The following is a 24,842-nucleotide window of genomic DNA, read 5'->3' on the forward strand; positions in this document are numbered from 1 at the left end:
CCATAGCAGCACTAGGAGAAGTGGTTCCTTATTTTTATCTGACATTACAGGAAAGTTGGATTGGGAATTGGAACAAATAATCTAAGAGCCAAACTCCCGAATCCAAAATCATGGCATTGGGACCGCACACCCAGTTTGTCTGACCCCAGATTGCCAGTATTGGGTATTTTGATACTGTATGTTGTGCTAGGTATTACAGTTTTGGGATTTAACCATTCTCCCCTATGCACAAATATTTGTGTTTCCAACGTCCACGAAAAGCGGCAAGCGGAAGGTAGTTTGCTGTGGATGAATACGGGAAATGTAGATAGAGCTAACTGTTTACGTCAGACAAACGTGATGTCAGGAATCGATCCATCCAGCTTTCTAAATAGACTCGATTTTTCTGTTGTTGCTCTGCGTCAGTCGTATTTAGGGGATACGGTGCCAACCCAAAAATTGTTGCTGTCGTAACACAAAACATTGATTTTTGGAAACTAATGCAGATCTGCACCCGTAAGTCATTCTCACCGCGACGCGATCGCTTATAAATTTTGTGGAGATAGTCAGGTAGATAATGACGCATGTCCTGCATCAAAAGGGTGGGGGGAATCCCTGCCCCACCAATCGGTAAGGGGTCAGCATACAATGCCCCGTAAGCAAATCTACTCTGATCTGGGGAAATCTGATTGGCTTGAGCATTATAGGAAACTGTTCCTCGGAATGGCGTTCCCCGGAAGAAGACTGCCTCAACATAAGGCACCGCTGTATCAGCGAGAAACGTCAATCCTAAGGATTTGGGAAGGATTTCATACGTCTTTCCACGAATCGTTGCAGCATAAGTAATTGGCAAGTTAGCATTTTCTACCAAACCCGTTTGAATATGCTCAACAACTTGGGGAATTGAGGTGATTTCTCCATTTTCATAGCGGTCAGCTAATTCAAGGAACATATCACTCATCACCCGCCAAAATTGCCCCAACCCACTGTAATAAGCCAACTGACGCACGAGTTCGGGTAAAAAGTCAGGAAATAGCCAGTTTAGCCCCTGTATCAAGGGACTAGCTTTAAATCGTGCCTGAATCGCTTGTTGCGATCGCTTTTCAAACTCTGGTGTATCCAGATACGCATCTAACCCGCCGCCTCCATGCCAGAACATCGCTTTCATGCAATATTCGGCATACTCAAAATTAATGCGATCGTGCCACCAGTGACGCAACAACTTTCCTAGCGAAACTTCCCCGTTCAAGTATTTAAAAAAGGGAAAAAACACTAAAAATTGGTGTTCTGCAATGTAATTAAGATTGCGGGAGTAGGCATCAAGAACAATGCCATAACTCTTGAGAATTCCAACAACCTCCATAACATTTTCAGGTGAATCTGGCAGTAGTGCCTCACCAGCAATCAGCTTTTGAATATAGTCTTCTAGAGGATGGTTACGGGGCTTTTTCTTGCTAAGTACCATTTACGTTCTCTTAAATCGTTTTATAAAGGTGCTTTCAACGTAGATTCCACACTTGCCTGTGAAGGCGCTTGCAGTGCAACTGTCGTTGCTGGCGGCGCAAAAGCCGCTACCGTTGTTTCGGAGATTCTTGTTAGCCATCCCGGCTGTACTCCCAGAACTACGATCAATATCGCTAAAACAATCGCTGGTAGGCACTCACTCCAGTACACTTTTGGTAAATCGATCACCCGTGTAGACAGACGCCCAAAGAAAGCACGGTCGAGCAAAATTAAAAGGTATACAGCCGTTAAGCCAGTACCAATCATACAAAGAAGAGTTTGTGCTGGAAATACAGGAAAACTGCCTCGGAACACCAGGAATTCAGAGATAAATCCCACCATTCCAGGGATACCTGCACTTGCCATTGCTCCTACTACCATCAGGCTGCCAATTAACGGTAAGCCTCGTTCAGGATTGAGCAGACCATTGAGGACATCTAAATCTCGTGAGCCAGTCTTTTTATAAACCACACCCACTAGCAAAAACAGTAGCGCTGATATCAGACCATGGCTGACCATTTGCAGGACGGAACCTGCTAGTGAGAGAGGGGTGGCAGCAGCAACAGCAAGGAGAATATAGCCCATATGCCCGACGGAACTATACGCCACCATTTTTTTCATATCTCGCTGTGCGATCGCATTTAGCGAACCGTACAGCACACTCACTACTGCCCAAGTCGCTAGGAAGGGTGCCACAGTTGCCCAAGCCTCAGGAAACAACCCTAACCCAAACCGCAACAAGCCATAGGTGCCTAACTTCAGCAGCACACCCGCTAACAGGACAGAAATGGGTGTAGATGCCTCAACGTGAGCATCCGGCAACCAAGTGTGGAACGGTACTAAAGGAATCTTGATCCCAAAGCCAATCAAAAGCGCTCCTAGTAGCAACAATTGACTAGTTTGAGATAGTGAAGATGCCAACGCCACAGCTTCGGTGTAAGCAAAGCTAGTTGCGCCGCTCAAAAACACTACACCCAAGAATGATGCCAGAATTAACGCTCCGGATACCGCTGTATAGAGGAGAAACTTCGTTGCCGCATAGCCCCGTCGTTGCCCTCCCCAAATTGCGATTAACAAATACAGTGGGATGAGTTCCAGCTCATAAAATAAGAAAAATAGTAGTAAGTCTTGAGCGAGAAAAGCACCTGAAACTCCAGCATTTAATAAAAATATCAAAGCGTAATAGAGTCGCGGTCGATCAAGATTCTCATCTGTACTATAAAGAGCAATTCCTGTCAGTAACCCATTCAATACCAGCAACGGCATCGATAAACCATCTACCCCCAAGCTGTAGGTTAGACCTAAAGCCTCAATCCAGGTTAGAGATTCTTGAAACTGCTGATGAACATCACCAGGGTTAAACTGCAACAGCAGTACGAGCGACCAAATAAATAGACCACCCGCAACTGCCAATGCTACTTGACGCACCCCCTTAGATGTAACGGTTCCGGGCCAAAACGCCATGAGAGTGGCACAGAGTATTGGTACCCAAATCAAGGCACTTAGCATAAGTTGACTAGTCTCCTTAGTAGTTGTTCGTTTTTGGTTGTTAGTTATTAGGGAAGAAATTCATCTAACAACTAACAACAACTTCACTGACCGCTAAACAAAGACAATTGCTCTAAAGACCACTGACTCAAAGACCATTGATTCAACGGCCAAATCATTAGAAGTACCAACAGGCTCACTCCTAGTAGGATAGTCAGTGCATAGAATTGTGCCTTACCTGAAGTGTTGTACTTCAAGCTCTGACCACTAAAAACTGTGGCAAAACCAACTAAGTTGACTAATCCATCGACAAGATAGCGATCAATCCAGGCTGTAATTTTAGAAGATATATCAACGAGAAAAACTACAGTTAGACGGTACAGTCGATCAATATAAAAGTCATAGGCAAGTAAGTCTTGGACAAATTTCAAGGGAATCCGAACAGACCTTGACCAAGTTCTGGGTAGGTAAACGATTGACCCCAGAGTGCAACCCAGCACGCTAGAGCTTGGTAAGAACAGTTGGGGAAGTTGAATGAGGTACTGATACTTAGCAGTAGGCAGTAGTGAGAGTCGCTGGAGTAACAGTGGTGTCATCAGGGTTAATACAGTTAATGTCACCATTGGTAGTGCCATAGGCCAATCGACTTCGGGGGTTCGACGAGTCTTGGGATGCGGAGTACCAAGGAAAACAAGACGAAAGACGCGGGTTAATCCAAAGGCGTTAATACCATTAACCAAGAGGGCGATTGCTACTAACCAGGGATGGTTAGTCCAAAAGGCGTTAATCCCTTTACTCAGCGCCCAATAACCGCCCAAGGGAAGTAATCCGATTAAGCCTGCTGCCCCGACGATATAAGCACTGGTTGTCGCGGGCATCCGTGACCACAAGCCTCCCATTTCAGTAAGGTCTTGGTTGTTGGTGACGAGAATGACTGAGCCAATACTCATAAACAGTAGGGCTTTGGCAACTGCATGGGCAAGGAGTAAGGAGGCAGCAACATCAGCGCGTTGCAAGCCAACAGCGATGAAGACTAAACCTAGGTAAGCGCTGGTGGTATGGGATAGCGATCGCTTAATATCAATTTGTGCGATCGCCACAAAGGATTCTCCAATCGCTGTTACTGTGCCAATTACAATCAAGACAGCTAATGTCACAGGAGATAGAGCTAGAATCGGTACCAACTGAATCAGCACAAAAGCGCCGCAACCTACCACCAAAGAATTTCGCAGCAATGAGGCTGGGTTGGGGCCTTCCATTGCCTCATCGAGCCACAAATGCAAGGGAAATTGGGCACATTTACCAATCGGCCCAGCAATCAACGCCAACCCTAAAAGTGTTGCTGTCAACGGGGGTAAGTTTGCCGTTTCTGCCCATTGATACAAATCAGGAAAATCTAAGCTTCCCGCCAGAGTCGCCAGTACCACGACACCCATCAACAGCAAGATGTCTCCCACCCGCTTAGTTAAAAAGGCATCTCGTGCTGCCGTGACGACCAAAGGCTGTGCGTACCAAAAGCCCACAATTAGATAGGTACTCAACGTCAGCATTTCCAAAAGCGCATAGCTCAGGAAAAGCGAGTCACTGATCGCAATCCCGCTCATTGCAGCCTCGAAAAATCCCATCAAAGCAAAGAAGCGAGCTAACGCCCAATCCTTCTCCATGTAACCCAAGGAATAGAGTTGTGCAAGCAGACTCAAGCTGGTCACAACCTCCATTGCTCCGACACTGACGGGTGAAATTTTTAACGCTAAGGATAAGTCTAAATCAGCCACATGGAGCCAGTGATACACTATCTCTTGCGCTGGCTGGTTCCAAACTGCCCCGAAGATCAACCAGCCATGAACACATGCCAAAAGTGTCATCAACAGGTTAAGGTAAGCTGCTGGTCGAGGTCCCGTGCGACGAATAACACCTGTTGCCCAAGGTACGCTTAAAACTGCACCAACTAAACCATAAAAAGGTACACACCAACTTGTCTGAGCAAGAAACTCAGTGTTCACGATTTCATACCTCACTATTGCTCCATAAACTTAGATTGGCTCAAATAAAATCCCTAATAAGTCGTAGGAAATTGATAACTTTTGTTTTTACAACGCAGATTTCTTTTGTCCTTTAATGTTAATTGAGTTGGGTTTATAACTTAGGTTGATTAATGGTTTCACAAAAACAATTGCACTTCAACTTAACCTTTTCCTGTCTAATTGTGACAAATTTAAGCCTTTGCCTATACAAGTAACTCTAATGAAACCTATAAACCCAACTTATAACATCAAAATCTGTTGTTCTTCAGTCTCTGGCTTATATAGACAAGTTCTCCAGAGTGCCTAGAGGTTCTCTGGAAGCTGTAACGGTCAAAAATTATGGACAGCAGTCGTCTTGCTTATAGAAAAGTTATAAAAAAATTATAAAACAAAAGTAACCATTCTCGAAAACGATGAATTTCCGTTAAATCATCTAGCTGATGAACTATGATTGTTAAGTTTTTTTAACCACATTCATTGAGAATTATTATGATAATTTATATTGATTAAGTACACCAAGGTTATCTATGCTTGGTTTAGCTCTTCAATGAAAGAGCTTTCTCAAGCTAAAAAATCGGCACTCTCGTCTGAATTTTTGCTAAAAACTGATTTACCCCTTGTCTTTAACTAATCCACTAGGAGAAAAGCGCAATGCCAATTGCTGTGGGAATGATAGAAACAAAAGGCTTTCCAGCCGTTGTAGAAGCAGCAGATGCGATGGTAAAAGCTGCCCGTGTCACCCTTGTGGGTTATGAAAAAATCGGTAGTGCTCGTGTGACTGTCATTATCCGGGGTGATGTCTCCGAGGTACAAGCCTCCATTGCGGCTGGTGTAGAGTCAGTGCAGCGGGTGAATGGCGGTGAAGTGGTATCGACTCACATTATTGCTCGTCCCCATGAGAACCTAGAGTATGTCCTGCCGATTCGTTATAGCGAAGCGGTCGAGCAGTTCCGTGCTTACTAACGAAAAGCCCGACTGAGACGGTTGACCGCTTTCGCCTCTGTCGTATCAACAAAACAATCTTTAACTTTTGGAGTAAAACTCATGTCAATCGCCGTCGGAATGGTAGAAACTCTAGGCTTTCCCGCTGTTGTAGAAGCAGCAGATGCAATGGTAAAAGCTGCCCGTGTCACCCTTGTTGGGTATGAAAAAATTGGTAGTGGTCGCGTAACCGTTATCGTGCGAGGTGATGTCTCCGAGGTACAAGCCTCAGTTGCGGCTGGAGTAGATAACGTCAAGCGAGTGAATGGTGGACAAGTCTTGTCAACTCATATTATTGCTCGCCCCCACGAGAACCTGGAGTACGTGCTGCCAATTCGTTATACCGAAGATGTTCAACAGTTTCGCGAAAGCACTAACGCCATCCGTCCAATGAACCGTCCGTAGGTTAGTTAACTGACTTTAGATTGCCGATAGCGCAGGGGGACGCGATGCCTTCAGCGGTTCGCATTAGCGAAGTAGGGCGAAGCCCAGCGTCTATCGCACCCAGGCTTGGATGATCTGATGGATAAAACCTCATTAAGACAAAGAGATAACTATCCTTGTATCCTTGCATCCTTGCATCCAACCGAAAGGTCGAGAGTTCATGCAAATTGCTAAAGTTCGCGGCACGGTTGTTAGTACTCATAAAGAACCAAGCTTGAGAGGTGTGAAATTCCTCTTATTGCAATTCCTAGATGAGGAGGGACAGCTACTGCCCAAATACGAAGTAGCAGCAGACACAGTCGGTGCGGGAATGGATGAATGGGTTCTTGTAAGCCTGGGCAGTGCAGCTCGCCAGGTTGCTGACAGTAATACACGTCCCATAGATGCCATGGTAGTAGGGATTATCGACACAGTTAGTGTCGATAATCACGTTCTCTACAGCAAGAAAGATCAATATCGTTAGTGAGTTGCGGTAGTGGTAACGTTGGAAGGTTAGACGCGATCGCTTGCACCTGCTAAGACTTACCCAACGACAGTGGCTTAATCCGGAAATCGCCTTTACTTGGTGAGCCTTTGACCTTTCATCCCCCTGCAACGCTCCAAGCTTGGAGCTTACGCTCGTGTATCGCTTTTTTAGATTAGGAGGAAGACATTTATGGCAGTCCGCACTTACGCGGCTCCCCCGACCCCTTGGTCGAAAAGTTTGGCGGAACCACAAATTGATGAAACTGCCTATGTGCATTCTTTTTCTAACATTATTGGGGATGTGTTTGTCGGTGCCAATGTAATGATTGCCCCTGGAACGTCAATTCGAGCCGATGAAGGTGGGCCATTTTACATTAGTGCTGGTACAACGATTCAAGATGGTGTTGTCATTCACGGTCTTGAAGGTGGTCAAGTCGTTGGGGATGATCAGAAAAATTACGCAGTTTGGATCGGAAAGAATACTTCCATTACCCACATGACCCTGATTCACGGGCCGGCTTACATCGGAGATGATTGCTTTATTGGCTTTCGCTCTACGGTGTTTAATGCCCGAATCGGCAATGGCTGTATCGTGATGATGCACGCTTTAGTTCAGGATGTGGAGATTCCCCCTGGCAAGTATGTGCCTTCAGGAGCACTGATTACCAGCCAGCATCTAGCGGACAGATTGCCAGATGTCCAGGATGAGGATAGGCAGTTTGCTCAGCATATTGTGGTATGCAATGATGCCTTGCGAACGGGTTATCAGTGTGCTGGTGATGAAGCTTGTATTGCGCCCATCCGCCAGGAAAATCGCCAGGAGTCTAACTCGAATGGCAATGCACAAGGCGACAGCGTTGTTGTACCCAATGATTCCCCTGCCATAGGAAGTCATCTTAGTAGTTCTCATAAATCATATAGTTCCATGTCTTTGAGTACAGGATTAACCCCAGACGTTAAAACACAAGTTCGTCAACTGTTAGCTCAGGGTTACCGGATTGGTGCCGAGTATGCTGATGAACGCCGTTTCCGCACGAGTTCTTGGAAGAGTGCTTCGGTTCACTCCGAGCGAGAAGCGGAAGTCCTTAGTGCCTTGGAAGCCACGCTAGCAGAACATGCTGGTGAATATGTGCGGTTGATTGGCATCGACCCTAAAGCGAAGCGGCGAGTCACTGAGGAAATTATCCAAAAACCCGGTGATAAGCCTGCAACCGTTGCAAGTACATCGACAGCTTCTCGTGCTAGCAACAGCACTCCACCATCTCGTGACTACAGCTCTACTTCTGGATCAAGCACAGGTAATGGTATAGACCTTAAACAAAAGGTGCGTCAACTGTTATCCCAAGGTTGCCGAATTGGTGCAGAGTACGCCGATGAGCGTCGCTTCCGCACGAGTTCCTGGAAGAGTGCTGCTTCAATACACTCAGAGCGGGATTCGGAAGTGGTTAAGGCGTTAGAAGCTTTGCTAGCAGAACATGCGGGTGAGTATGTCCGGTTGATTGGCATTGACCCTAAAGCAAAGCGGCGGGTTAGTGAGGAAATTATCCAAAAACCAGGTGACAAGGGGCAAGCTCAAGCTAGCAGACCATCCGCCGAATCAAATGGTAATGGAAGTGACTACTACCGCCCTAGCTACACATCAAAGACAGCAGAACCCTCAACACCTCAGAATGGCACATCCTTGAACCGCGACACGATTGAGCAGGTGCGTCAGTTGTTGTCTCAAGGCTACAAAATTGGCACAGAACATGCTGACAAACGCCGATTCCGCACCGGTTCTTGGCAAACCTGTAGCCCAATTGAATCAAATCAGGTGTCAGATGTGATCAACGGCTTAGAAGGGTGCATGGCAGAGCATAGTAATGAATATGTGCGGCTAATTGGTATTGATACCAAGGCAAAGCGGCGCGTCCTAGAGACGATTATTCAACAGCCTAGCTAGAGAGTTTTTAGGGTCGAGTTGTTAGATGAGTATCTTCCTCTAACCAGGTGTAAAGAGGCGATCGCTTTTTCTTAGCTCACCCTAGATTCTACAAAAATCAACAAGACGTAGTGTAATGGGGCGCGATAGTGTTTATTTATCGCGTCTCTACAACTCCTAACCGTTGGAAAATTCCCAGTTGCTATAATCGCGGTTCTAATTAGAATGCATTTGCCGACACTATCATTGATTAATAACTCTCATGTCTATGTGGAAGGCGATGTGTCTATTGATTCTAGTGCTGCGATCGCACCAGGGGTAATTTTACGAGCTGCCCCAGACAGCAAGATTATCATTGGCTCAGGAGTTTGCATTGGCATGGGTTCAATCCTACATGCTTACCAAGGTTCTCTGGAAATCAGCGCAGGTGTGAATTTGGGAGCAGGGGTTCTGGTTGTTGGCAACGGCAAAATTGGGGCAAATGCCTGTATTGGTGCTGCAACAACGATTTGGAACAGTTCCGTTGAACCGGGGCAAGTTGTGCCTGGTGGTTCTGTGCTCGGAAAGAATGGCCGTCAAGTCACAGATCTCTCCTCGGCAGCTACCAGTCCGGTTCCTGTTCATCCTCCAGAGACACCTGACGTGGCTCCACTTAACGGGCAAGTTCCGCCTACCAAAGCTGTTTCCTCTCCCAGTACCACCGACAAAGATTCCCCAACCGAGCCGCAGGCAGCACCCAACTCAGAAGCTGGCACATCCGTTTATGGACAAGATAACCTGAACCGTCTCCTAAAAACTCTCTTCCCCTACGATCAATCTCTCAACCGTCCGCCTGAGGACGGTTAGATAGATTAGTTGTTAGTTTTTAGTTGTGAGTTTCTAGACTTGATAACAACCAACAGCTAACAGCCAACAACTAAATGGAGATTCTATCTATGGAGTTCTATAAAAATGGTAGTAGTCCGCAAAACTCGATAATTCAACGTGATGTGTATGGCGATCGCTCTGGTGAACGTCGCCCCAACCAAACCTCTTTAGGCTTGGTTTCTACTTTGAGTTTTCCGATTATTGTCAGTACAGCGGATGCAATGCTCAAAGCATCCGGTGTTACACTCATTGGGTACGAAAAAATCGGCAGTGGTCAGTGTACCGCAATTGTTCGAGGCTCGATCGCTGAAGTCCGGATTGCCGTTGAAGCTGGTGTTCAGCACGCCCAACAAGAAGGTCAATTCCTTTCCTCAACCGTTATTCCTCGACCGTTCCCTAACCTTGAAGTTATCTTCCCCATCGGCTCTCATCTGATTGAGCAGGCTCGACAGAATGATGATACTCGCGTGAGTAACCAATCGATCGGTCTTTTGGAAACGCGCGGCTTTCCGGCTATGGTGGGAGCGGCTGATGCCATGCTCAAATCTGCCGATATCCAGCTAACTGCCTACGAAACAATTGGGGACGGTTTATGTACCGCCATTATTCGAGGTGCGGTTGCTGATGTTGCAATGGCTCTACAAGTAGGGATTAGCGAAGCGCAGAGGATTGGTGAGTTGGTAGCGGTTACCGTAATTTCTCGCCCACTAGAGGACTTAGAGAGAAGCCTGCCAGTAGCTAGTTGCCTAATTGAGGAGCAACCTCAGCCTCTAATGCTACCTGTTAATGTCAAAGAGACTGAAAAAGAGTTGGTAGAACTGCCACTGCCAGCGTTAGAAAAGCTACAAATGCCTTTAAAAAAAGAGCCATAAATAGTTAATGATATGACCTTCAAATGCTGGCAACCCAACTTACTATCATTACTGAAAATTTTCTTCCATTAATCTCTACCCTATAGGAAAGCATTGCACAGTAGGAAAGCAGATGAGGGTTTGTGTTTACCTGCAAATTACAGGAAGCCAGGATTTTATAATACCCAAATCTACAACCGGTAAACTGTGCAACGCTGGATGGAAGGAAGACTGTCACTTGTTCCAGTTCTCTGAAATGATAACCTGGAATTTTTATAGGAAAAAACATTGTTTCCAATGGAAATAATAGAATAGAGTCTATAAGAAGTTAAGGAGAAGTAGCGTTGAAGCAAGCTACGCTGCACCAACTGAAGGTATTTGAAGCGGTGGCTCGACATAATAGTTTTACACGAGCCGCAGAGGAACTATTTCTTACCCAACCCACGGTTTCTATGCAGGTCAAGCAACTGACGAAAGCCGTGGGTATGCCACTATTTGACCAGGTAGGTAAGCGTTTGTCCCTTACCCAAGCTGGAGAGGAACTTTTGAAGACGTGCCGAGAAGTCTTTGAGAATTTAGACCAGTTTGAGATGACTGTCGCCAATCTCAAAGGTCTAAAGCAGGGACGGTTACGTCTTGGCGTGATTACAACAGCCAAATATTTTGTTCCTCGTTTATTAGGCCCTTTTTGCAAGCGTTATCCGGGAATTGATATTTCCCTTCAGGTCACAAACCATGAACATATACTCAATCGCTTGAGTGAGAATTTGGACGACCTATATGTCATGAGTCAACTCCCGGAGAGTGTTGAAATTACCTGTCAGCCAATCTTAGAAAATCCCCTAGTTGTCGTGGCACCCGCTGATCATCCTTTGGTTCATGAGAAAAATATCTCACTCGAACGTTTGGCGGCTGAGCCATTTATTATGAGAGAACCTGGTTCAGGGACGCGCAAATCTGTACAAAACCTATTCGATGAGCATAAGATTTTGCTAAAAGTGCGTCTTGACTTGGGGAGTAATGAAGCGATTAAACAAGCGATCGCAGGTGGGTTAGGAATTTCCATATTATCAGCCCACACTTTAGCGCTTGAAGGGCAGGACAGTCAGCTAGCCGTTTTGGATGTCGAGAAATTCCCAATTGAACGCTACTGGTACGCTGTATACCCAAGTGGTAAACAACTATCTATCGTCGCTCGTACTTTTCTTGAGTATCTCTTGACGGAAGGAAGGCAAGTTACTGAGAGGACAGCCGCTCAAAACGCTTTGGGTTTAGCTGCGCTGCACTTCAACGCCACACCTAATGCTGAAAACAGCACAAACCGTCCGGCTAACTATCCTTCGATAAATTCGCTCCCAACCCCTTTAGAATAATTTCTAGACGGGGATTGGGTGAAGACTCGCGTTGGGTAATCTTAGGCTGAGAAGAAAATCAGTCAGGACTTATGCAGAACAGCTACCTGTAGGGTGGGCAGTGCTAACCTGCTCCACATCTAGGCAAGCGCAAGCGCAATATCCGGTAAGGGCGCCCAGCCGTGCGTCCCTAAAAATGGTGGTTCAAAGATGGATTGGCGTAAGTTCTAAATTCGTCCCAATCCCCAATCAACAACAGGTTTAATCTTGTGGGACGGGCATCTCGCCTGTCCTGCCAGGTGATGACTCACTAACATCAGAGTAATTACGCTGAAGGCTACGGGGGTCGAGCGCGTCACGCAGTCCATCTCCCAGCAAATTAAATGCCAACACCGTTAGGACAATCAACACTGCCGGTGGCCAAATTAACCAAGGCTGTAGCACCAAAATCGAAGCATTCGTTGCTAGCGACAGGAGATTCCCCCAAGAGGGGTCAGGTTGCTGAATTCCCAACCCAATCAAGCTTAGTACCGCTTCTGCACCGATGTAGCTAGGCACTGCGAGGGTGGCTGAGATAATCACGTAAGTTGCGGTCTGGGGCAGAACATGGCGAATAATGATGTACAAGGGTTTGCCACCCATCGCTCGTGAGGCTTGAACAAATTCGCGTTCTTTGATAGACAGCACTTGTCCGCGAATTACCCGTGCTAAACCTGCCCAACCAATCAACGAGGTAATCAAAACAATTAATAAAAACCGTTGGGCACTTGTTAGTCCCGGTGGTAGCACAGCAGCAAGGGCAACCAGTAGATAAATGCCAGGAATCGTCATTAAAACTTCTACCAGGCGCATCAAAATAGCGTCTATCCAGCCCCCGAAATAGCCAGCAATTCCGCCAATTAATAAACCCAATGGGAAAGAGATCGCAACGCCCACTAGACCAATACTGAGGCTAATGCGACCGCCATGCACGAGACGGGTAAACTGGTCGCGTCCCTGCTCATCGGTACCTAATAAATTAATTTTGCCTTCACCAACAGTTCCGAATAAATGAAGGTTTGAGGAAATGCCTGGAAATACATCGACTTCCTCAAATTTTTGTCCAATCGGTAGACGAATCTGGAACAGTTGATAGGCTGGTCCCTTGACAAAAAAGCGTAGTGGTGAGGGCTTAAAGCGATCAACAAACAATTTGCGATCGCCTGTTTCTAGATCTGTTGGTCCTTGAGTTGTGGGATAGACGTGTGGCCCAATAAATTGTCCCTCTTGGTTACGCCAATAAATTGGGGTAGGTGGCAGCAGCGAACCATTCGGCTGCGAGGCATAAGGGTCATAGGGGGCAACAAAATCAGCCGCAATGACAGCGATGTAAAAAATTAATAGCAACAATGCCCCAAGACGAGCAAGTGGGTTCTTTTTAAGTTTCTGCCACCAATTCATGCGTGTTAAGTCGTTATGAGTGAACCTTTTGTGCTAATTGCCTATGTTCCTCTTCTTGTTTCTCGTGTTCAATGACAAACACATTGGAGTAGAGGTTGGCAATAATTTGCTTGCCCTGTTGCGTTAATTCCAGGTATCGCAGTGCCCCTTGGATATAAGGATAGACTCCAGTCCAGTAGAACTTAGAATAGTTCCGTCGTACATCTCCAGGATGCCTGTATCCTAAAGCTTTATTAACGCCAGTTTCTTCAAATTCATAGTACAGCGCACTAATCTTTTTAAGATAGCGTGGGTCACTCAACTGACCAATCAAATCAGAAGCGCGAATCAAGCCAGGGAAGCCTGATGTATCTTGATGGTCTCCTTCTTTCGGCACCGGAAAGCGGGTTAGTTCAATACTGCGCTTAATGAATTCTGCGTCGATTAGTTTGTGACCACCAAACCGCTCATCAATAAACAATTTTGCTCGATCTACATGGTATGCCGTGAGGGCAGCATCCGAAGCTCCCAAGGGGAGATGAACCATTTCGCCATTTTGACCCGTGGCATAAAGTCGTTCCGTTTCGCGATCGCTACGACACACTCCCTTAACATAGCCAATGTCATGGCATACCAGGGAAATGATAAAGTGCAGCCAGTCATCCGGTGTCACCCCACCCTCACGGATCTGCTTGCCCCGTAAAATCTCTTGTCCCACCAAAGCAACGAGGATTGAGTGTTCGACATTGTGATACAGGGCATCGCTATTAGCAATATTTTCCATTGCCATGCTCCCTGCCCAAGCAATAATATCCTCATGGTCTGTCTTCAGTCCCCCGTAAGTCCGGCGGTAGCCTTCTCGAAGTTTTTGAACAAACACATTAATTAAAATCTCAGTTGCGTTAAACATCCTTAGTAATCGCTCGTACTGAGTGCAATGTATATAGGGCTTGGCTGAACTGTAGTAACCATTTGGGAGAAGCCTTTGGCTACGCAAGACCTCTTTCCCTCAATTGTTTTTTGGTGAATGCACCAAAGCATCAAGGGGATGAGCTTAACTTTAGACCTTATCGGCACTGAATGGTGACAACGTCTCTACACCTTACAGGATGCAATAAAATTTTGCTGATTGCTTGATGGGGCATCACGAGGCTTCGTGTTTTGCATCACAGACCCTAGCTTGAGTAGTCAACTAGGCTTTCAACGCTAGCAAACATACTAGTTTTGACAAAGCTTACAAAATAGTTAAATATTAATAATCCTTGTCAATTGTATCGTTGGCTAAAGACTTGGCGTATAGTCCTGCTCAGTATCATTCGGTATCTAGAGTTAAAAAAACTTATTACTTATCAGTCATCAATCCGCTTTGGTAAGTCAACGCTTAGCTTCTAAATCGTCATATAATAGTAGGCGGCTTCATATCGGGAATCACTTGCGGGTGTAGTTCAGTGGTAGAACGTCAGCTTCCCAAGCTGAATGTCGTCGGTTCGAGTCCGATCATCCGCTTGTCTATTTGTACAGTTGTCCATTAAAGAGCTATTTGTCGCGTTTCAATACTTGTTGTCTTGGTCGTAATCCTTGTAGGGCAAGAGTTTGAGCAATGACACTAAATGTTTAAACTGGACAAATAAATATTTAATGTACAACAGTGACTAATTATTTGACATCGGTGAGAGATTGTTGTCATCAAGGCTTTCAGCTATTATATTGCAACTAAAGTTTGGGTATGAATTTGGGTACGGTCTGGGTATTGATATTGAACTTTTATGGTGATCGCCTTTTTTTGACGGCGGTGCGATCGCTTTGTGTTGCCGGCAACGCCACTTAGTCTTCTTCTCTTGATATCACTAACTTCTTTTCGATTGCCTCCAGTCGTTGCTCATGATTTTCTAGCAAAGTACGAATCTCTCCCAAATCAGCATTGATACCAATAACAGTATTCTTTCCAGATATTGCACTAACGCCTCAAGCCTGATCTGGGTTTTAGTTTTGCCCGTTTGTTCGCAAAGAGCATTGATTTCCTCTAACCATTCTGAGGGGATTCTCACTAACCGTACAAAAGCAAGGTTGTTTAATTTGTTCTATAGGCTCTCGGTGCCATACCTGTAAATTGTCGAAACTGTTTGCTCAAATGGCTATGGCTGTTGAACCCACACTCTAAGGCAATGTCCATAATCGAGCGGTTTGTTTGTTTCAATAACTGCTTTGCCCGTTCTACCCGTTGTTGGAGCAGGTATTGGTAGGGAGCCTTGCCCATCGACTGCTTAAATAAATGGCTGAAATGAAATTGACTCATACCCACCAATTGGGCTAAATCTGCAAGCTTAATATCTTGATTCAGATGTTCGTTGATATACTCCAAGACTTGCAGAAGTTGAGGCTCAGATAAGCCACCCTCATAAATTGCAAGGCGAGGTTTGACAGCAGAGTATTGCCTGAGTAAATGCACTGCCAAGACATTTGCCAGTGATTCAACATAGAGCCTTCCGCCTAAATTTTCCTGTTTGAGTTCACAGAGCAGCATCATGCCGATCGACTCAATCTGTGGATCGCGAGTCCGAAATTCGGGGAGTAATTCAAGCTGATCTGGATTCATCGCAAGAGATTCTCTGGCAACGCTCTGGATGAAACGAGACGCAATCCGAATCTGCAAGCAGTGGTCATCTCCATCCCAACGGGCGAAAATTGGCATCTTTGCAGGTATTACAGAAATGTCACCTTTCGCGTACAGTCCTGAGTGAGTCTTACCTCCCTGGATTTGCAGCAAGCGAATTGGACGGGGGGCAAGAGACAGATAAATTGTATGTTCATCGCTGTAATGACACCGCGCCTCACCCGGAGGTTGTTGGAATTGCTCGACCAGAATGTTTTCCCAACCCTGAGATTGGCTAGCTAGGATTGGTAAGCCAGTCAGTTGAGTCGGGTGGTTGGCTGGAGACTTCATGATGCAAACTCCAATGCGAATCACATCTGATTGTATTCACTGTGAGAGGACTCTCAGCGATTAGCCTAAAAACTGGCAGCAAGATTTTGATAGTGACGCAGGAATTAGATAGCTGAGTATGGGTAGGTTTCCTACGCTGGAATGGTGATTCACCAAGAGACGCGATGGCAAACATTCTACACATTGATTCCAGTCCCAGAGGAGAGCGATCACACACTCGCCGACTCACAAGAGAACTCGTTGAAGCGAGGATGCAGGGTCATCCGGCGGATGTTGTCACCTATCGAGATGTCGGTCGCAATCCCGTTCCCCATGTGGATGAACCGTGGATTGCAGCAGCTTATACACCGCCAGAGCAACGAACTCCTCAACTCCAGGAAGCGATTCGTATTAGCGATCAACTGGTGGATGAATTCTTAGCGGCTCATGTCTACGTCATCGGCGTTCCCATGTACAATTTAAGCGTTCCCAGTGCGTTCAAAGCTTATATTGACCAAATTGTACGGATTGGGCGAACCTTTGCGTTTGAACCAGAGAATTCTGCAAACCCTTACAAACCGCTGGTACTGGGTAAGAAAATGTTTATCATTGCGGCACGAGGGGGTTCTGGTTTTGGAGTGGGTGGGCAATACGAGAAGTTGAATTATCAAACCCCTTACCTGGCAACAGTCTTCGGGTTTATAGGCATTACTGACATCACGTTTATTGATGTTGAAAATGATGAATCTGGTGGGCAAAAATTAGCAGATGCGATCGCGTTTGCTCGTACCCAAATCACTCAATTGGTGAGAAGGTAAGGTGATGCTGCAACATCTAATAACTCAGTCAAGCCGGAGAGCACTGACGGCGCTTGTGGCAGCGGCATCCCTCACTATTGCACTCTGCGATCGCGCCGCTCGATCATAGAATTCGTGAAGAATATGCCAAGTTGTTCAATTATGACTCCAGCGCTTCTCGCTCCATAACCTCTAGCCAAGCGCCAAAATACCTGAATTTAGCGTGGAAAAAATTTATCTCTCTCTTCCTCTAGATACACTGGCGACACATTGAGATACATTCTGGTATCGACTGCCGTGTTCCTTGGAGTTTTCCCATGTCTGTAGAATCTACAATCAGCGAAGCTGGAATTGAGCAGAATCTGGAGCAATTTCTGCTAGTGCTATCTATTTCGTTGAGTGTGGCAACGATATCACGGATTTTTGCCTGGTTCCGAAGAATTCCCTACACCTTACTACTGGTGATAGTCGGATTGGGTTTAGCGTTTGTGGATGTCCGACTGGTGAATTTGTCACCAGAATTAATTCTAGAAATTTTTCTGCCACCTCTCCTGTTTGAAGCCGCTTGGAATATCCGGTGGCGCGAGTTGAAGCAGGATTTAATATCGGTAAGTTTATTTGCCATTGTTGGGGTTGTGATTTCTGTTGTTGGTATTGCTTTCGCCATCAACCAGTTAACAGGGTTACCACTGACGACAGCTTTGTTAGTAGGAGCGAGTCTTTCTGCAACCGATCCTGTCTCGGTAGTTGCTTTATTTCGTGAACTGGGTGCCGATAAACGCCTGAAAATTTTGATGGAGGGGGAGAGCTTATTTAATGACGGCGTGGCGGTAGTAGCGTTTCTATTGCTCGTGGGAATACCGCTGGGAACTAGTGAATTTTCAGTTTCCACAACCTTTGCCCGGTTCTGCGTGTTTGTTGGGATTGGGATTGGAGTTGGCTGCTTGGTTGGTTTTGGGATTTCCTTGCTCACCCAACGCTTTGATTTACCTTTGGTAGAGCAATCGCTGACTTTGGTTTCGGCTTATGGCACTTATCTAATTACCGAGGAACTCGGTGGTTCTGGTGTGATTGGGGTTGTTACGGTTGGTCTAATTTTGGGGAATTTTGGCTCGCGGATTGGCATGAACCCGCGCACCCGGCTGATTGTTTCTGAGTTTTGGGACTTTCTAGCCTTCTTTGTAAACTCGATTGTTTTTCTGCTAATTGGTGACCAAATAAACTTTTCTAGCCTGGGACAGAATTTAAACTTAATTGCCGTTGCTATTGGAGCATTGTTGTTAACGCGAGCGATCGCAATTTACGGATTGGCAGCTATCAGCAATTGGTTTGCAAACGCCCAAATTGGTTGGCGAGAGCAGACAGTACTATGGTGGGGCGGTTTAAGGGGTTCTGTCTCGATTGCACTGGCGTTGAGTGTGCCAGTGGCATTAGATGGACGACAAGACATTATTGATACGGTGTTTGGCGTTGTGCTATTTACGCTTCTAGTGCAAGGGTTGACGACTCAATTTTTCCTAGAAAATCTGAATCTCATCGGTGACCAACCCCTACGTCAGCAATACTCCGAAATAATTGCTCGTCGTGTTGCTCTCAATCGGGTGAAAGACTATCTTTTAGAAGCCGCTAAGTCCAAGGATATTGACTCTGAGTTTGCGCGGTACCAAAGAGAACTTGTGCAATTTCAACTCGAAAGTATTCAAGGACAAATTGACGAGATGCTTAATAAAAATCCTCAGCTACAAGCCTTGGATATGGAGCAACTGCAAGAAAAGATGATAGATATCGAAGCCGATACCTATGCAGAGTTCATCCGTTCTGGGCGTTTAAATGAACGCCTCTCCCCCTTATTGCTAGGAACTCTAACTGCGGCTGATGAGAAACAACTTATGGAGTAAGTTGCCGTAATTTAATTAACACTAGTGTACATGGATGGAAGCGGATTAGGCGCTGAGTGGAACTTCTGAGCAATAAGCCTTTGCCTTTTTCTTGTTCTTGTGCATGATAATGAGGCACAAAACTCACCTACTGCGCGTCAAAGGCTCAATGAAATTTGGTCAGAATAATCTAGTTACACAGGGTTTAGGTATCTGGAAGTGGCAGACAAGCAAGGCTTGGGTGCTAGCAATCATTTGGCTAATGATGATTGGTTGGCTGGCGTTCTTCTGGAACTTAGGCAGCACTGGCTTGATTGATGAAACAGAACCACTGTTTGCAGAAGCGTCTCGACAGATGGTAGTGACGGGAGACTGGATTACTCCCTCCTTTAATGAAGCGCCTCGGTTTGACAAGCCTCCCTTAATTTACTGGTGTCAAGCGATCGCGTTTCAAATCTTCGGTATTAATGAGTTTGCTGTCCGGCTACCTTCGGCATTAGCTGGGTTGGCACTCACCAGTCTATGCTTCTACACCTTACGGTATTTTGGTGGTTGGAGTTGGAACTGGGGAATTGGGAATTGGGAATCGGGAATTGGGAATCGGGAATTGGGAATTGGGCAGAGTGATCGCGATCGCCAAGATGTTCCTAACGGTGACACTACCGTTCAGGGTACGCCAATCAGCAATTCTCCTTTGCTCCAATGGCAGTTATGGTTAGTGGCAAGTCTTGGTGCAGCCATGGTTGCATTACACCCTCTGACGTTGTTCTTTGGGCGTACAGGCTACTCGGATATGTTACTGAGTGTCTGTTTTGGGGGAGCATTACTGACTTTTTTTGTGGGCTACACTCAAGCTGGACAACGCACGGTGCAAACCCGTTGGTATCTGGCGTTTTACGTCTTGATTGCTTTAGCCGTGTTGACAAAGGGGCCAGTAGGGATTGTTCTACCTGGATTGATTATTGGTTCTTTTCTAATTTATCTGGGTAGGGTTAGGGAAGTTTTGCGAGAAATGCGTCTCGTGCGAGGTGCTTTGATTGTCCTGGCTTTAACCCTACCCTGGTTCATTCTGGTGACTTTGCAAAATGGCGAGGATTACATTGACTCGTTTTTTGGCTACCACAATTTTGAACGCTTTACGAGTGTGGTTAATGAGCATCAAGGGCCACCTTACTTTCATGTTTTAGTAATGTTGGTTGGCTTTGCGCCGTGGTCGATCGCTTTACCTGCTGCGATCGCACAAATCAAAGTTTTCCGACGAAGGAAGTGGCAACAAGCACCCCGTAACGCTCAGCTTGGACTGTTTGCGCTGTTTTGGTTCCTGATTGTCCTAAGCTTTTTCACGGTTGCGGCAACGAAATACTTTAGTTACACCCTACCGCTAATGCCTGCGGCAGCAATACTAGTGGCACTGTGGTGGAGTAAGCAGATTGTCAGTGCAAAAATTTCGCCTAAACGCCAAAGTGGCTTAACGATAACTAGCCTTCTGAGCATTCTGCTTTTTCTCGCCCTAGCAGTTGTGACATTCTACTCTCCCCAATGGTTAGGCGATGACCCTTCGATGCCTAATTTGGGATTGCGGGTTAGTGAGGCTGGTTTGTCTCGTGTTGGGGCAATCATTTGGGGTATAAGTGCGATCGCAGGTGTAATTCTCCTCCTACGCCGCCAAGCACATTGGTTGTGGGGAGTCAAGTTTCTCGGATTTGTTGCGTTCCTGATGTTCGTCATCATGCCTGCTTCAGCGATTATTGATACTGAACGCCAACTGCCTCTACGTCAAATTTCTCAGTCTGTCGTTCAGGTTGAAAATCGTGGAGAAGAAGTGGTGATGATTACTGAGGGATTTGAAAAGCCCAGCTTAGTTTTCTATACGCAACAACCTATAACCTTTTTACATGAACCCTCAAAAGCGATTTCCCATATCCAAAACGCTGCTAACGAATCGAGTTCTGAGTCGGTACTGATCATTGCAACTCCTGACTCTTTAGAAGAAACGGGATTGTCACCGAATCAGTATCAAGAGATTACGGCACAGGGTATTTATCAATTAGTTCGTGTACCAACGTCAGGGGTGCGTTAATGCAGACTGTACAGAAATGGTTGACGAATAAAGCGAATCAGCCTGTACTGTTTTGGCTAATTGGAGGATTGTTGTTTCGAGGGTTTATTGCCCTCTGGCTGCCTCCTGGCTTTGATGAAGCCTACTACTATGTCTACAGCCAGCATCTAGATTGGAGTTATTTCGACCATCCCGTTTTAGTCGCGCTGACAACAGGCTTTGGCACTTGGCTAACAGGCGATGTATCCCAGTTCACGATTCGACTGGGAACGCTGATTTTGCATACGGGTAGTTTGTTACTGCTGTATTTAACCAGTGTCAGACTGTTTTCAGTAGAAGCAGGTCGATTGACTTTAGCGATCGCTACTATAATCCCAATTTTTCAAGTTGGTTTTGGTGTCCTTACCCTACCTGACAACCCACTGATATTTTTCTGGACAGCAACGTTGTACTGTGCAGCTTATGAATTTTTCCCGCCCTCTCCAACTCAGGAATACCGCCCCAGCTATCGCTTAAGCTATTTTGGTGTCTTAGTTGGTTTAGCTTGCTTAGGGAAATATCATGGCTTTGTTTTGGGCTTAGGGCTAGTTGGTTTTTGTTTAACGAGTCCTCGCCATCGTTGCGCCCTACTATCCCCTTGGGCATGGCTGGCTTTAGGCTTATTTATCATCACCATCTTTCCCATTTGGTTCTGGAATATCCAGCATGATTGGGTGTCCTTTCGCTTTCAACTCGATCGGGGCGTACCTAGAGAGGACTACGATCTACTAGATGTAGTCGATGTCTTGTTAGCTGAAGTGGCTTACCTCTTCCCAACTCTAGGCTTACCGCTTTGGTGGGTGAGTTTGCAGTCTCTGAGGACTCAAATCACCTCAATCTCTCCTCACCTAACAACAGCCTTTTCTCATTTTCCCCCCTTTTTAAGGGGGGCTAGGGGGGATCGAAATCTAGCGCCTCAAAAGAATAGAAACCTTACCAGTCCACTCTCCCAACAATCCTCAACCGACGAGGGAGATTTCCAGCAAAAGCAATTGTTGATTCTATGGGTGTCTCTACCTCTAACAATTGGGTTCACACTCATGGGAGGATATCAGCAAATCTTGCCGACTTGGCCGGTGCCAGGATTTTGGGGACTTACCTTACTCTTGGGGCAACAAGCCGTCTTTTGGCAGCAACAATCTCGACGCTGGGTGCGACGCTGGTTGCAAGGTTCGGGATGGTTCATCGGCACTTGCTTACTGCTTGCCTTGTTGCACGTTACAACAGGAACTCTGCAAACTGGGAGTCGATATGCTATTTTGGGCGGGTTTTGGAATCCCAAGGATGACCCGTCTACAGAACTAATTGATATTGTGCAATTGCGACAGGGCTTTGCCCAATCCCCTCTTTTGAGTCAGGCTTTACAGAACTCTAGCTTTGTATTCACCAACGGCTATTACCTCGCCGGATTCATTAGCATGGCTTTGACGCCGCTAGCAGACACGCCAATTACTTGCTTTAGTACTGATTTACGTGGCTTCGCGTTCTGGTCACGGGCTGATCAATGGGTAGGAGAAGATGCTTTATTCGTTACCATCTCCCGCTTTCAGAAGAAAGAAGACATATTGACTGACTATCGAGGTTACTTCAAGAGTCTGGAGGAACTCGGAAGTGTGCCAATTCGACGAGGCGGGGGGGTTATCGAGCAAGTTTACGTTTATCAGGCAAAGTCACTGGTACAACCCTATCCTCGACTTTATGGAATTTAAGGGTTGTGAAGCAGAAAGCCGTCAGCTATCAGCTTTCAGGTATCAGCTTTTTTGTTTTCCTTGCTGCCTTGAAAGTTTCACACACCTTCTGCTGTACCTCATCTCTCCAAAAAACCGCTATATCTTTAATTCGCTGGTTAGCCTCAGCTTGTTCAATAATTGATAATGCGATCGCCTACTGTTTTATGATCGCCATCTAGAATCGATACCTCCTTGACTGTAATGACATTCGGTAAACCTCCGTCTCTCATCTCCTTAATTCCCGGCTTATCGCTCATGGATCGGTATCTTACCACCGAACTCATGCTGCCCTTTCTCTTTGGTGTCGGTGCCTTCTCCTCGGTTGGTGTTGCGGTTGGTACAGCCTTCGACTTGGTGCGTAAAGTGACGGATGCTGGATTGCCGTTGGAGATTGCGGTGCAAGTGATGCTACTCAAAATGCCAGAGTTTGTCTCCTTTGCCTTGCCCATGTCCATGCTGCTAGCGGCAATGATGACTTACTCTCGCCTTAGTGCTGACAGTGAGGTAATTGCTTTACGCAGTTGTGGGATTAGTATCTATCGACTGATTGCACCTGCTGTGGTTTTTAGCTTGATTGTTACGGGAATGACATTCGTGTTTAACGAATTAGTCGTTCCTGCTGCTAATTATCAGGCAGGGGTTACTTTGGAGAAAGCCCTTGTTGAGGAAAGACCGGATTTCAAAGAAAACAACATTTTCTATCCTGAATATGGAGAAATAACTCAGCCAGATGGCGAAAAAGTGCGGGGACTCAAGCGCTTGTTCTATGCCGATCAATTTGATGGGGAGCGCATGAGAGGTTTAACGATTCTTGATTGGTCTCAGCAAGATCTTAACCAGGTAGTTACCTCCGAATCAGCCGTTTGGAACCCGGTTCAAAGCACATGGGATTTCTTCAACGGCACTATTTACCTCATCTCTGCTGATGGTTCCTATCGGAATGTCCTACAATTTGAAAATCAACAGCTAAGACTTCCGAGAGCACCACTTGACTTAGTGGGTGACGAGCGTAAATCTGATGAAATGAATATCTCTCAACTTCTGCAACGTATAGAAACAGCAAAGGCTGGGGATGAAATCAAGAAACTCAATAGATTCAGATTGCGTATTCAACAAAAAATTGCTTTTCCCTTTGTTTGTTTGGTTTTTGGTGTGGTGGGTGCGGCATTGGGAACTCGCCCCCAACGGTCTGACAAAGCAACTAGCTTTGGTCTTAGTGTTGTCATTATTTTTGGCTACTACTTGTTGCGGTTTATTACCGAAGCCTTAGGACTATCAGGCATTCTCTCTCCCTTTATGGGCGCTTGGTTGCCGAATTTGTTTGGTTTGATGGCTGGGGGAGTAATGATTGTCCGGGCAGCACGGTAATTCGTACGCGACTGTGCATTTAGTCTTTTTGATAGAGCAATGAAATGAAAAATCCTTGTCTCAATTTCAAGGTAATCGTTACTTTGACTTTTGATTAGTCCCGTCAATTTATCATGGGTGCAGAACCCCTCTTGAGTCGTCCTATGTCCTTGACTATTGCAGACTTAGAGCAACTACAAGCTCAGCATCCCGACTGGCAGATGGAATTAGTAGATGGGAGCATCGTCGTTATGGGTCCGTCCGATTATGAGTCAGAAGAGATTGGTACTCGATTTAGTACCTTCTTGAATAACTGGGTGATGCCACGTCGGCTAGGTCGGGTGACTGGCTCCAGCGCGGGCTTTATCTTGCCCAACACTTCAGATGAGAGTGGCAACAACGGCGACAAGGAACCGAGAAACCTCCGCGCTCCCGATGTATCATTTGTGCGAGCTGACCGACTCAAGAAGACCAAGCGTGATTTTGTGGAGCTAGTGCCAGATTTAACAGTTGAGGTGAAGTCCAAGACTGATCGAATTAAGCCACTTGTTGAAAAGATTGAGCTATTTCTAAAACTCGGCTCGGTTGTTGGTATCCTAATTGACCCAGACAAGCGTGAAGTGGCTGTGTATCGCCTTGACCAAAATACCGTTACCCTCAAAGATGGAGATACCCTCACGGTGCCAGAACTGCTGCCGGGATGGGAGTTAGCCATATCAGAATTGTGGCCACCTGTGTTTGATTGAGAGTGAGTGCCTAACTTATGAACTATTAGG

The 24,842-nt window shown here is 46.0% G+C and carries 20 protein-coding genes and 1 tRNA gene; 14 read left to right on the forward strand and 7 right to left on the reverse strand.

Annotation, left to right across the window (positions count from 1 at the left end):
* Window positions 1–313 precede the first annotated feature (313 nt).
* The 3 genes from H6F98_RS08595 to H6F98_RS08605 all read right to left on the reverse strand — a co-directional run bounded on the left by H6F98_RS08595 (window position 314) and on the right by H6F98_RS08605 (window position 4,973).
* The gene (locus H6F98_RS08595; RefSeq protein ID WP_192218256.1) at window positions 314–1,444 is read right to left on the reverse strand and encodes a CO2 hydration protein; all 1,131 of its coding nucleotides are present in this window, start codon (window positions 1,442–1,444) and stop codon (window positions 314–316) included.
* A gap of 20 nt (window positions 1,445–1,464) precedes the next feature.
* Window positions 1,465–2,991, reverse strand: coding sequence for an NADH-quinone oxidoreductase subunit M (locus H6F98_RS08600; protein ID WP_192218257.1), 1,527 nt, complete (start codon window positions 2,989–2,991; stop codon window positions 1,465–1,467).
* A gap of 83 nt (window positions 2,992–3,074) precedes the next feature.
* Window positions 3,075–4,973 (reverse strand): NAD(P)H-quinone oxidoreductase subunit F, encoded by a 1,899-nt coding sequence (locus H6F98_RS08605; protein WP_192218258.1) that lies wholly within the window; start codon window positions 4,971–4,973, stop codon window positions 3,075–3,077.
* A gap of 672 nt (window positions 4,974–5,645) precedes the next feature.
* Here H6F98_RS08605 and H6F98_RS08610 point away from each other — a divergent pair.
* The 7 genes from H6F98_RS08610 (at window position 5,646) to H6F98_RS08640 (ending at window position 11,896) form a co-directional block, all read left to right on the forward strand.
* Window positions 5,646–5,957, forward strand: a complete 312-nt coding sequence (locus H6F98_RS08610) for a carbon dioxide-concentrating mechanism protein CcmK (RefSeq protein WP_192218259.1) — start codon at window positions 5,646–5,648, stop codon at window positions 5,955–5,957.
* An 81-nt stretch (window positions 5,958–6,038) separates the two neighbouring features.
* Window positions 6,039–6,380, forward strand: coding sequence for a carbon dioxide-concentrating mechanism protein CcmK (locus H6F98_RS08615; protein ID WP_192218260.1), 342 nt, complete (start codon window positions 6,039–6,041; stop codon window positions 6,378–6,380).
* Window positions 6,381–6,579: 199 nt separating this feature from the next.
* Window positions 6,580–6,882: a EutN/CcmL family microcompartment protein gene (locus H6F98_RS08620; protein WP_192218261.1), complete on the forward strand. Its 303-nt coding sequence runs from the start codon at window positions 6,580–6,582 to the stop codon at window positions 6,880–6,882.
* Window positions 6,883–7,074: 192 nt separating this feature from the next.
* On the forward strand, window positions 7,075–8,826 hold the full coding sequence (locus H6F98_RS08625) for a ribulose bisphosphate carboxylase small subunit (RefSeq protein ID WP_192218262.1): 1,752 nt from the start codon (window positions 7,075–7,077) through the stop codon (window positions 8,824–8,826).
* Window positions 8,827–9,087: 261 nt separating this feature from the next.
* The gene (locus tag H6F98_RS08630) at window positions 9,088–9,651 is read left to right on the forward strand and encodes a carbon dioxide concentrating mechanism protein (protein ID WP_313929818.1); all 564 of its coding nucleotides are present in this window, start codon (window positions 9,088–9,090) and stop codon (window positions 9,649–9,651) included.
* A gap of 89 nt (window positions 9,652–9,740) precedes the next feature.
* Window positions 9,741–10,544, forward strand: coding sequence for a BMC domain-containing protein (locus tag H6F98_RS08635; RefSeq protein WP_192218368.1), 804 nt, complete (start codon window positions 9,741–9,743; stop codon window positions 10,542–10,544).
* A 323-nt stretch (window positions 10,545–10,867) separates the two neighbouring features.
* Window positions 10,868–11,896, forward strand: coding sequence for a LysR family transcriptional regulator (locus tag H6F98_RS08640; RefSeq protein WP_192218264.1), 1,029 nt, complete (start codon window positions 10,868–10,870; stop codon window positions 11,894–11,896).
* 240 nt (window positions 11,897–12,136) lie between these two features.
* On the opposite strand, the gene H6F98_RS08645 is transcribed toward H6F98_RS08640, so the two are convergent.
* Together H6F98_RS08645 and H6F98_RS08650 are read right to left on the reverse strand one after the other, a co-directional pair.
* Complete coding sequence (locus H6F98_RS08645) at window positions 12,137–13,315, reverse strand: ABC transporter permease (protein ID WP_192218265.1); 1,179 nt, start codon at window positions 13,313–13,315, stop codon at window positions 12,137–12,139.
* Window positions 13,316–13,328: 13 nt separating this feature from the next.
* Window positions 13,329–14,204 carry an Npun_R2479 family HD domain-containing metalloprotein gene (locus H6F98_RS08650; RefSeq protein ID WP_192218266.1) on the reverse strand — a complete coding sequence of 292 codons (876 nt, stop codon included), beginning with the start codon at window positions 14,202–14,204 and terminating at the stop codon, window positions 13,329–13,331.
* Window positions 14,205–14,728: 524 nt separating this feature from the next.
* Here H6F98_RS08650 and H6F98_RS08655 point away from each other — a divergent pair.
* Window positions 14,729–14,800 (forward strand) — tRNA-Gly (locus H6F98_RS08655).
* A gap of 565 nt (window positions 14,801–15,365) precedes the next feature.
* Here H6F98_RS08655 and H6F98_RS08660 read toward each other — a convergent pair.
* A complete protein-coding gene (locus tag H6F98_RS08660; protein ID WP_192218267.1) occupies window positions 15,366–16,238 on the reverse strand; it encodes a helix-turn-helix domain-containing protein in 873 nt (290 codons plus the stop codon).
* A 164-nt stretch (window positions 16,239–16,402) separates the two neighbouring features.
* On the opposite strand from H6F98_RS08660, the gene H6F98_RS08665 reads away from it, so the two are divergent.
* From H6F98_RS08665 to H6F98_RS08680, 4 genes are all read left to right on the forward strand, one after another.
* Window positions 16,403–17,035, forward strand: a complete 633-nt coding sequence (locus tag H6F98_RS08665; RefSeq protein WP_192218268.1) for an FMN-dependent NADH-azoreductase — start codon at window positions 16,403–16,405, stop codon at window positions 17,033–17,035.
* A gap of 296 nt (window positions 17,036–17,331) precedes the next feature.
* A complete protein-coding gene (locus H6F98_RS08670; protein ID WP_192218269.1) occupies window positions 17,332–18,912 on the forward strand; it encodes a Na+/H+ antiporter in 1,581 nt (526 codons plus the stop codon).
* A gap of 109 nt (window positions 18,913–19,021) precedes the next feature.
* Window positions 19,022–20,971: a glycosyltransferase family 39 protein gene (locus tag H6F98_RS08675; RefSeq protein WP_242058443.1), complete on the forward strand. Its 1,950-nt coding sequence runs from the start codon at window positions 19,022–19,024 to the stop codon at window positions 20,969–20,971.
* Window positions 20,971–22,698, forward strand: a complete 1,728-nt coding sequence (locus H6F98_RS08680; protein WP_192218270.1) for a glycosyltransferase family 39 protein — start codon at window positions 20,971–20,973, stop codon at window positions 22,696–22,698. Before H6F98_RS08675 ends, H6F98_RS08680 begins: the two co-directional genes overlap by 1 nt.
* Before the next feature lie 152 nt (window positions 22,699–22,850).
* Here H6F98_RS08680 and H6F98_RS33985 read toward each other — a convergent pair whose 3' ends face one another.
* Window positions 22,851–22,976, reverse strand: a complete 126-nt coding sequence (locus H6F98_RS33985) for a hypothetical protein (protein ID WP_277927546.1) — start codon at window positions 22,974–22,976, stop codon at window positions 22,851–22,853.
* Here H6F98_RS33985 and H6F98_RS08685 point away from each other — a divergent pair.
* Together H6F98_RS08685 and H6F98_RS08690 are read left to right on the forward strand one after the other, a co-directional pair.
* Window positions 22,975–24,087 (forward strand): LptF/LptG family permease, encoded by a 1,113-nt coding sequence (locus H6F98_RS08685; RefSeq protein WP_192218271.1) that lies wholly within the window; start codon window positions 22,975–22,977, stop codon window positions 24,085–24,087. The two genes, H6F98_RS33985 and H6F98_RS08685, sit on opposite strands and share 2 nt — an antisense overlap.
* 143 nt (window positions 24,088–24,230) lie before the next feature.
* Window positions 24,231–24,812: a Uma2 family endonuclease gene (locus H6F98_RS08690; protein WP_192218272.1), complete on the forward strand. Its 582-nt coding sequence runs from the start codon at window positions 24,231–24,233 to the stop codon at window positions 24,810–24,812.
* Window positions 24,813–24,842: the final 30 nt, after the last annotated feature.

Source organism: Microcoleus sp. FACHB-SPT15 (assembly GCF_014849525.1).
GTDB classification, from domain to species: domain Bacteria; phylum Cyanobacteriota; class Cyanobacteriia; order Cyanobacteriales; family Coleofasciculaceae; genus Symplocastrum; species Symplocastrum torsivum.

Bases quoted from the DNA above. Each gene is read 5' to 3' on its own strand.
- H6F98_RS08595 (WP_192218256.1), bottom strand. From the start codon at position 1,444: ATGGTACTTAGCAAGAAAAAGCCCCGTAACCATCCTCTAGAAGACTAT.
- H6F98_RS08600 (WP_192218257.1), bottom strand. From the start codon at position 2,991: ATGCTAAGTGCCTTGATTTGGGTACCAATACTCTGTGCCACTCTCATG.
- H6F98_RS08610 (WP_192218259.1), top strand. From the start codon at position 5,646: ATGCCAATTGCTGTGGGAATGATAGAAACAAAAGGCTTTCCAGCCGTT.
- H6F98_RS08615 (WP_192218260.1), top strand. From the start codon at position 6,039: ATGTCAATCGCCGTCGGAATGGTAGAAACTCTAGGCTTTCCCGCTGTT.
- H6F98_RS08620 (WP_192218261.1), top strand. From the start codon at position 6,580: ATGCAAATTGCTAAAGTTCGCGGCACGGTTGTTAGTACTCATAAAGAA.
- H6F98_RS08625 (WP_192218262.1), top strand. From the start codon at position 7,075: ATGGCAGTCCGCACTTACGCGGCTCCCCCGACCCCTTGGTCGAAAAGT.
- H6F98_RS08635 (WP_192218368.1), top strand. From the start codon at position 9,741: ATGGAGTTCTATAAAAATGGTAGTAGTCCGCAAAACTCGATAATTCAA.
- H6F98_RS08645 (WP_192218265.1), bottom strand. From the start codon at position 13,315: ATGAATTGGTGGCAGAAACTTAAAAAGAACCCACTTGCTCGTCTTGGG.
- H6F98_RS08650 (WP_192218266.1), bottom strand. From the start codon at position 14,204: ATGTTTAACGCAACTGAGATTTTAATTAATGTGTTTGTTCAAAAACTT.
- H6F98_RS08660 (WP_192218267.1), bottom strand. From the start codon at position 16,238: ATGAAGTCTCCAGCCAACCACCCGACTCAACTGACTGGCTTACCAATC.
- H6F98_RS08665 (WP_192218268.1), top strand. From the start codon at position 16,403: ATGGCAAACATTCTACACATTGATTCCAGTCCCAGAGGAGAGCGATCA.
- H6F98_RS08670 (WP_192218269.1), top strand. From the start codon at position 17,332: ATGTCTGTAGAATCTACAATCAGCGAAGCTGGAATTGAGCAGAATCTG.
- H6F98_RS08675 (WP_242058443.1), top strand. From the start codon at position 19,022: ATGAGGCACAAAACTCACCTACTGCGCGTCAAAGGCTCAATGAAATTT.
- H6F98_RS08680 (WP_192218270.1), top strand. From the start codon at position 20,971: ATGCAGACTGTACAGAAATGGTTGACGAATAAAGCGAATCAGCCTGTA.
- H6F98_RS08685 (WP_192218271.1), top strand. From the start codon at position 22,975: ATGGATCGGTATCTTACCACCGAACTCATGCTGCCCTTTCTCTTTGGT.
- H6F98_RS33985 (WP_277927546.1), bottom strand. From the start codon at position 22,976: ATGAGCGATAAGCCGGGAATTAAGGAGATGAGAGACGGAGGTTTACCG.
- H6F98_RS08690 (WP_192218272.1), top strand. From the start codon at position 24,231: ATGTCCTTGACTATTGCAGACTTAGAGCAACTACAAGCTCAGCATCCC.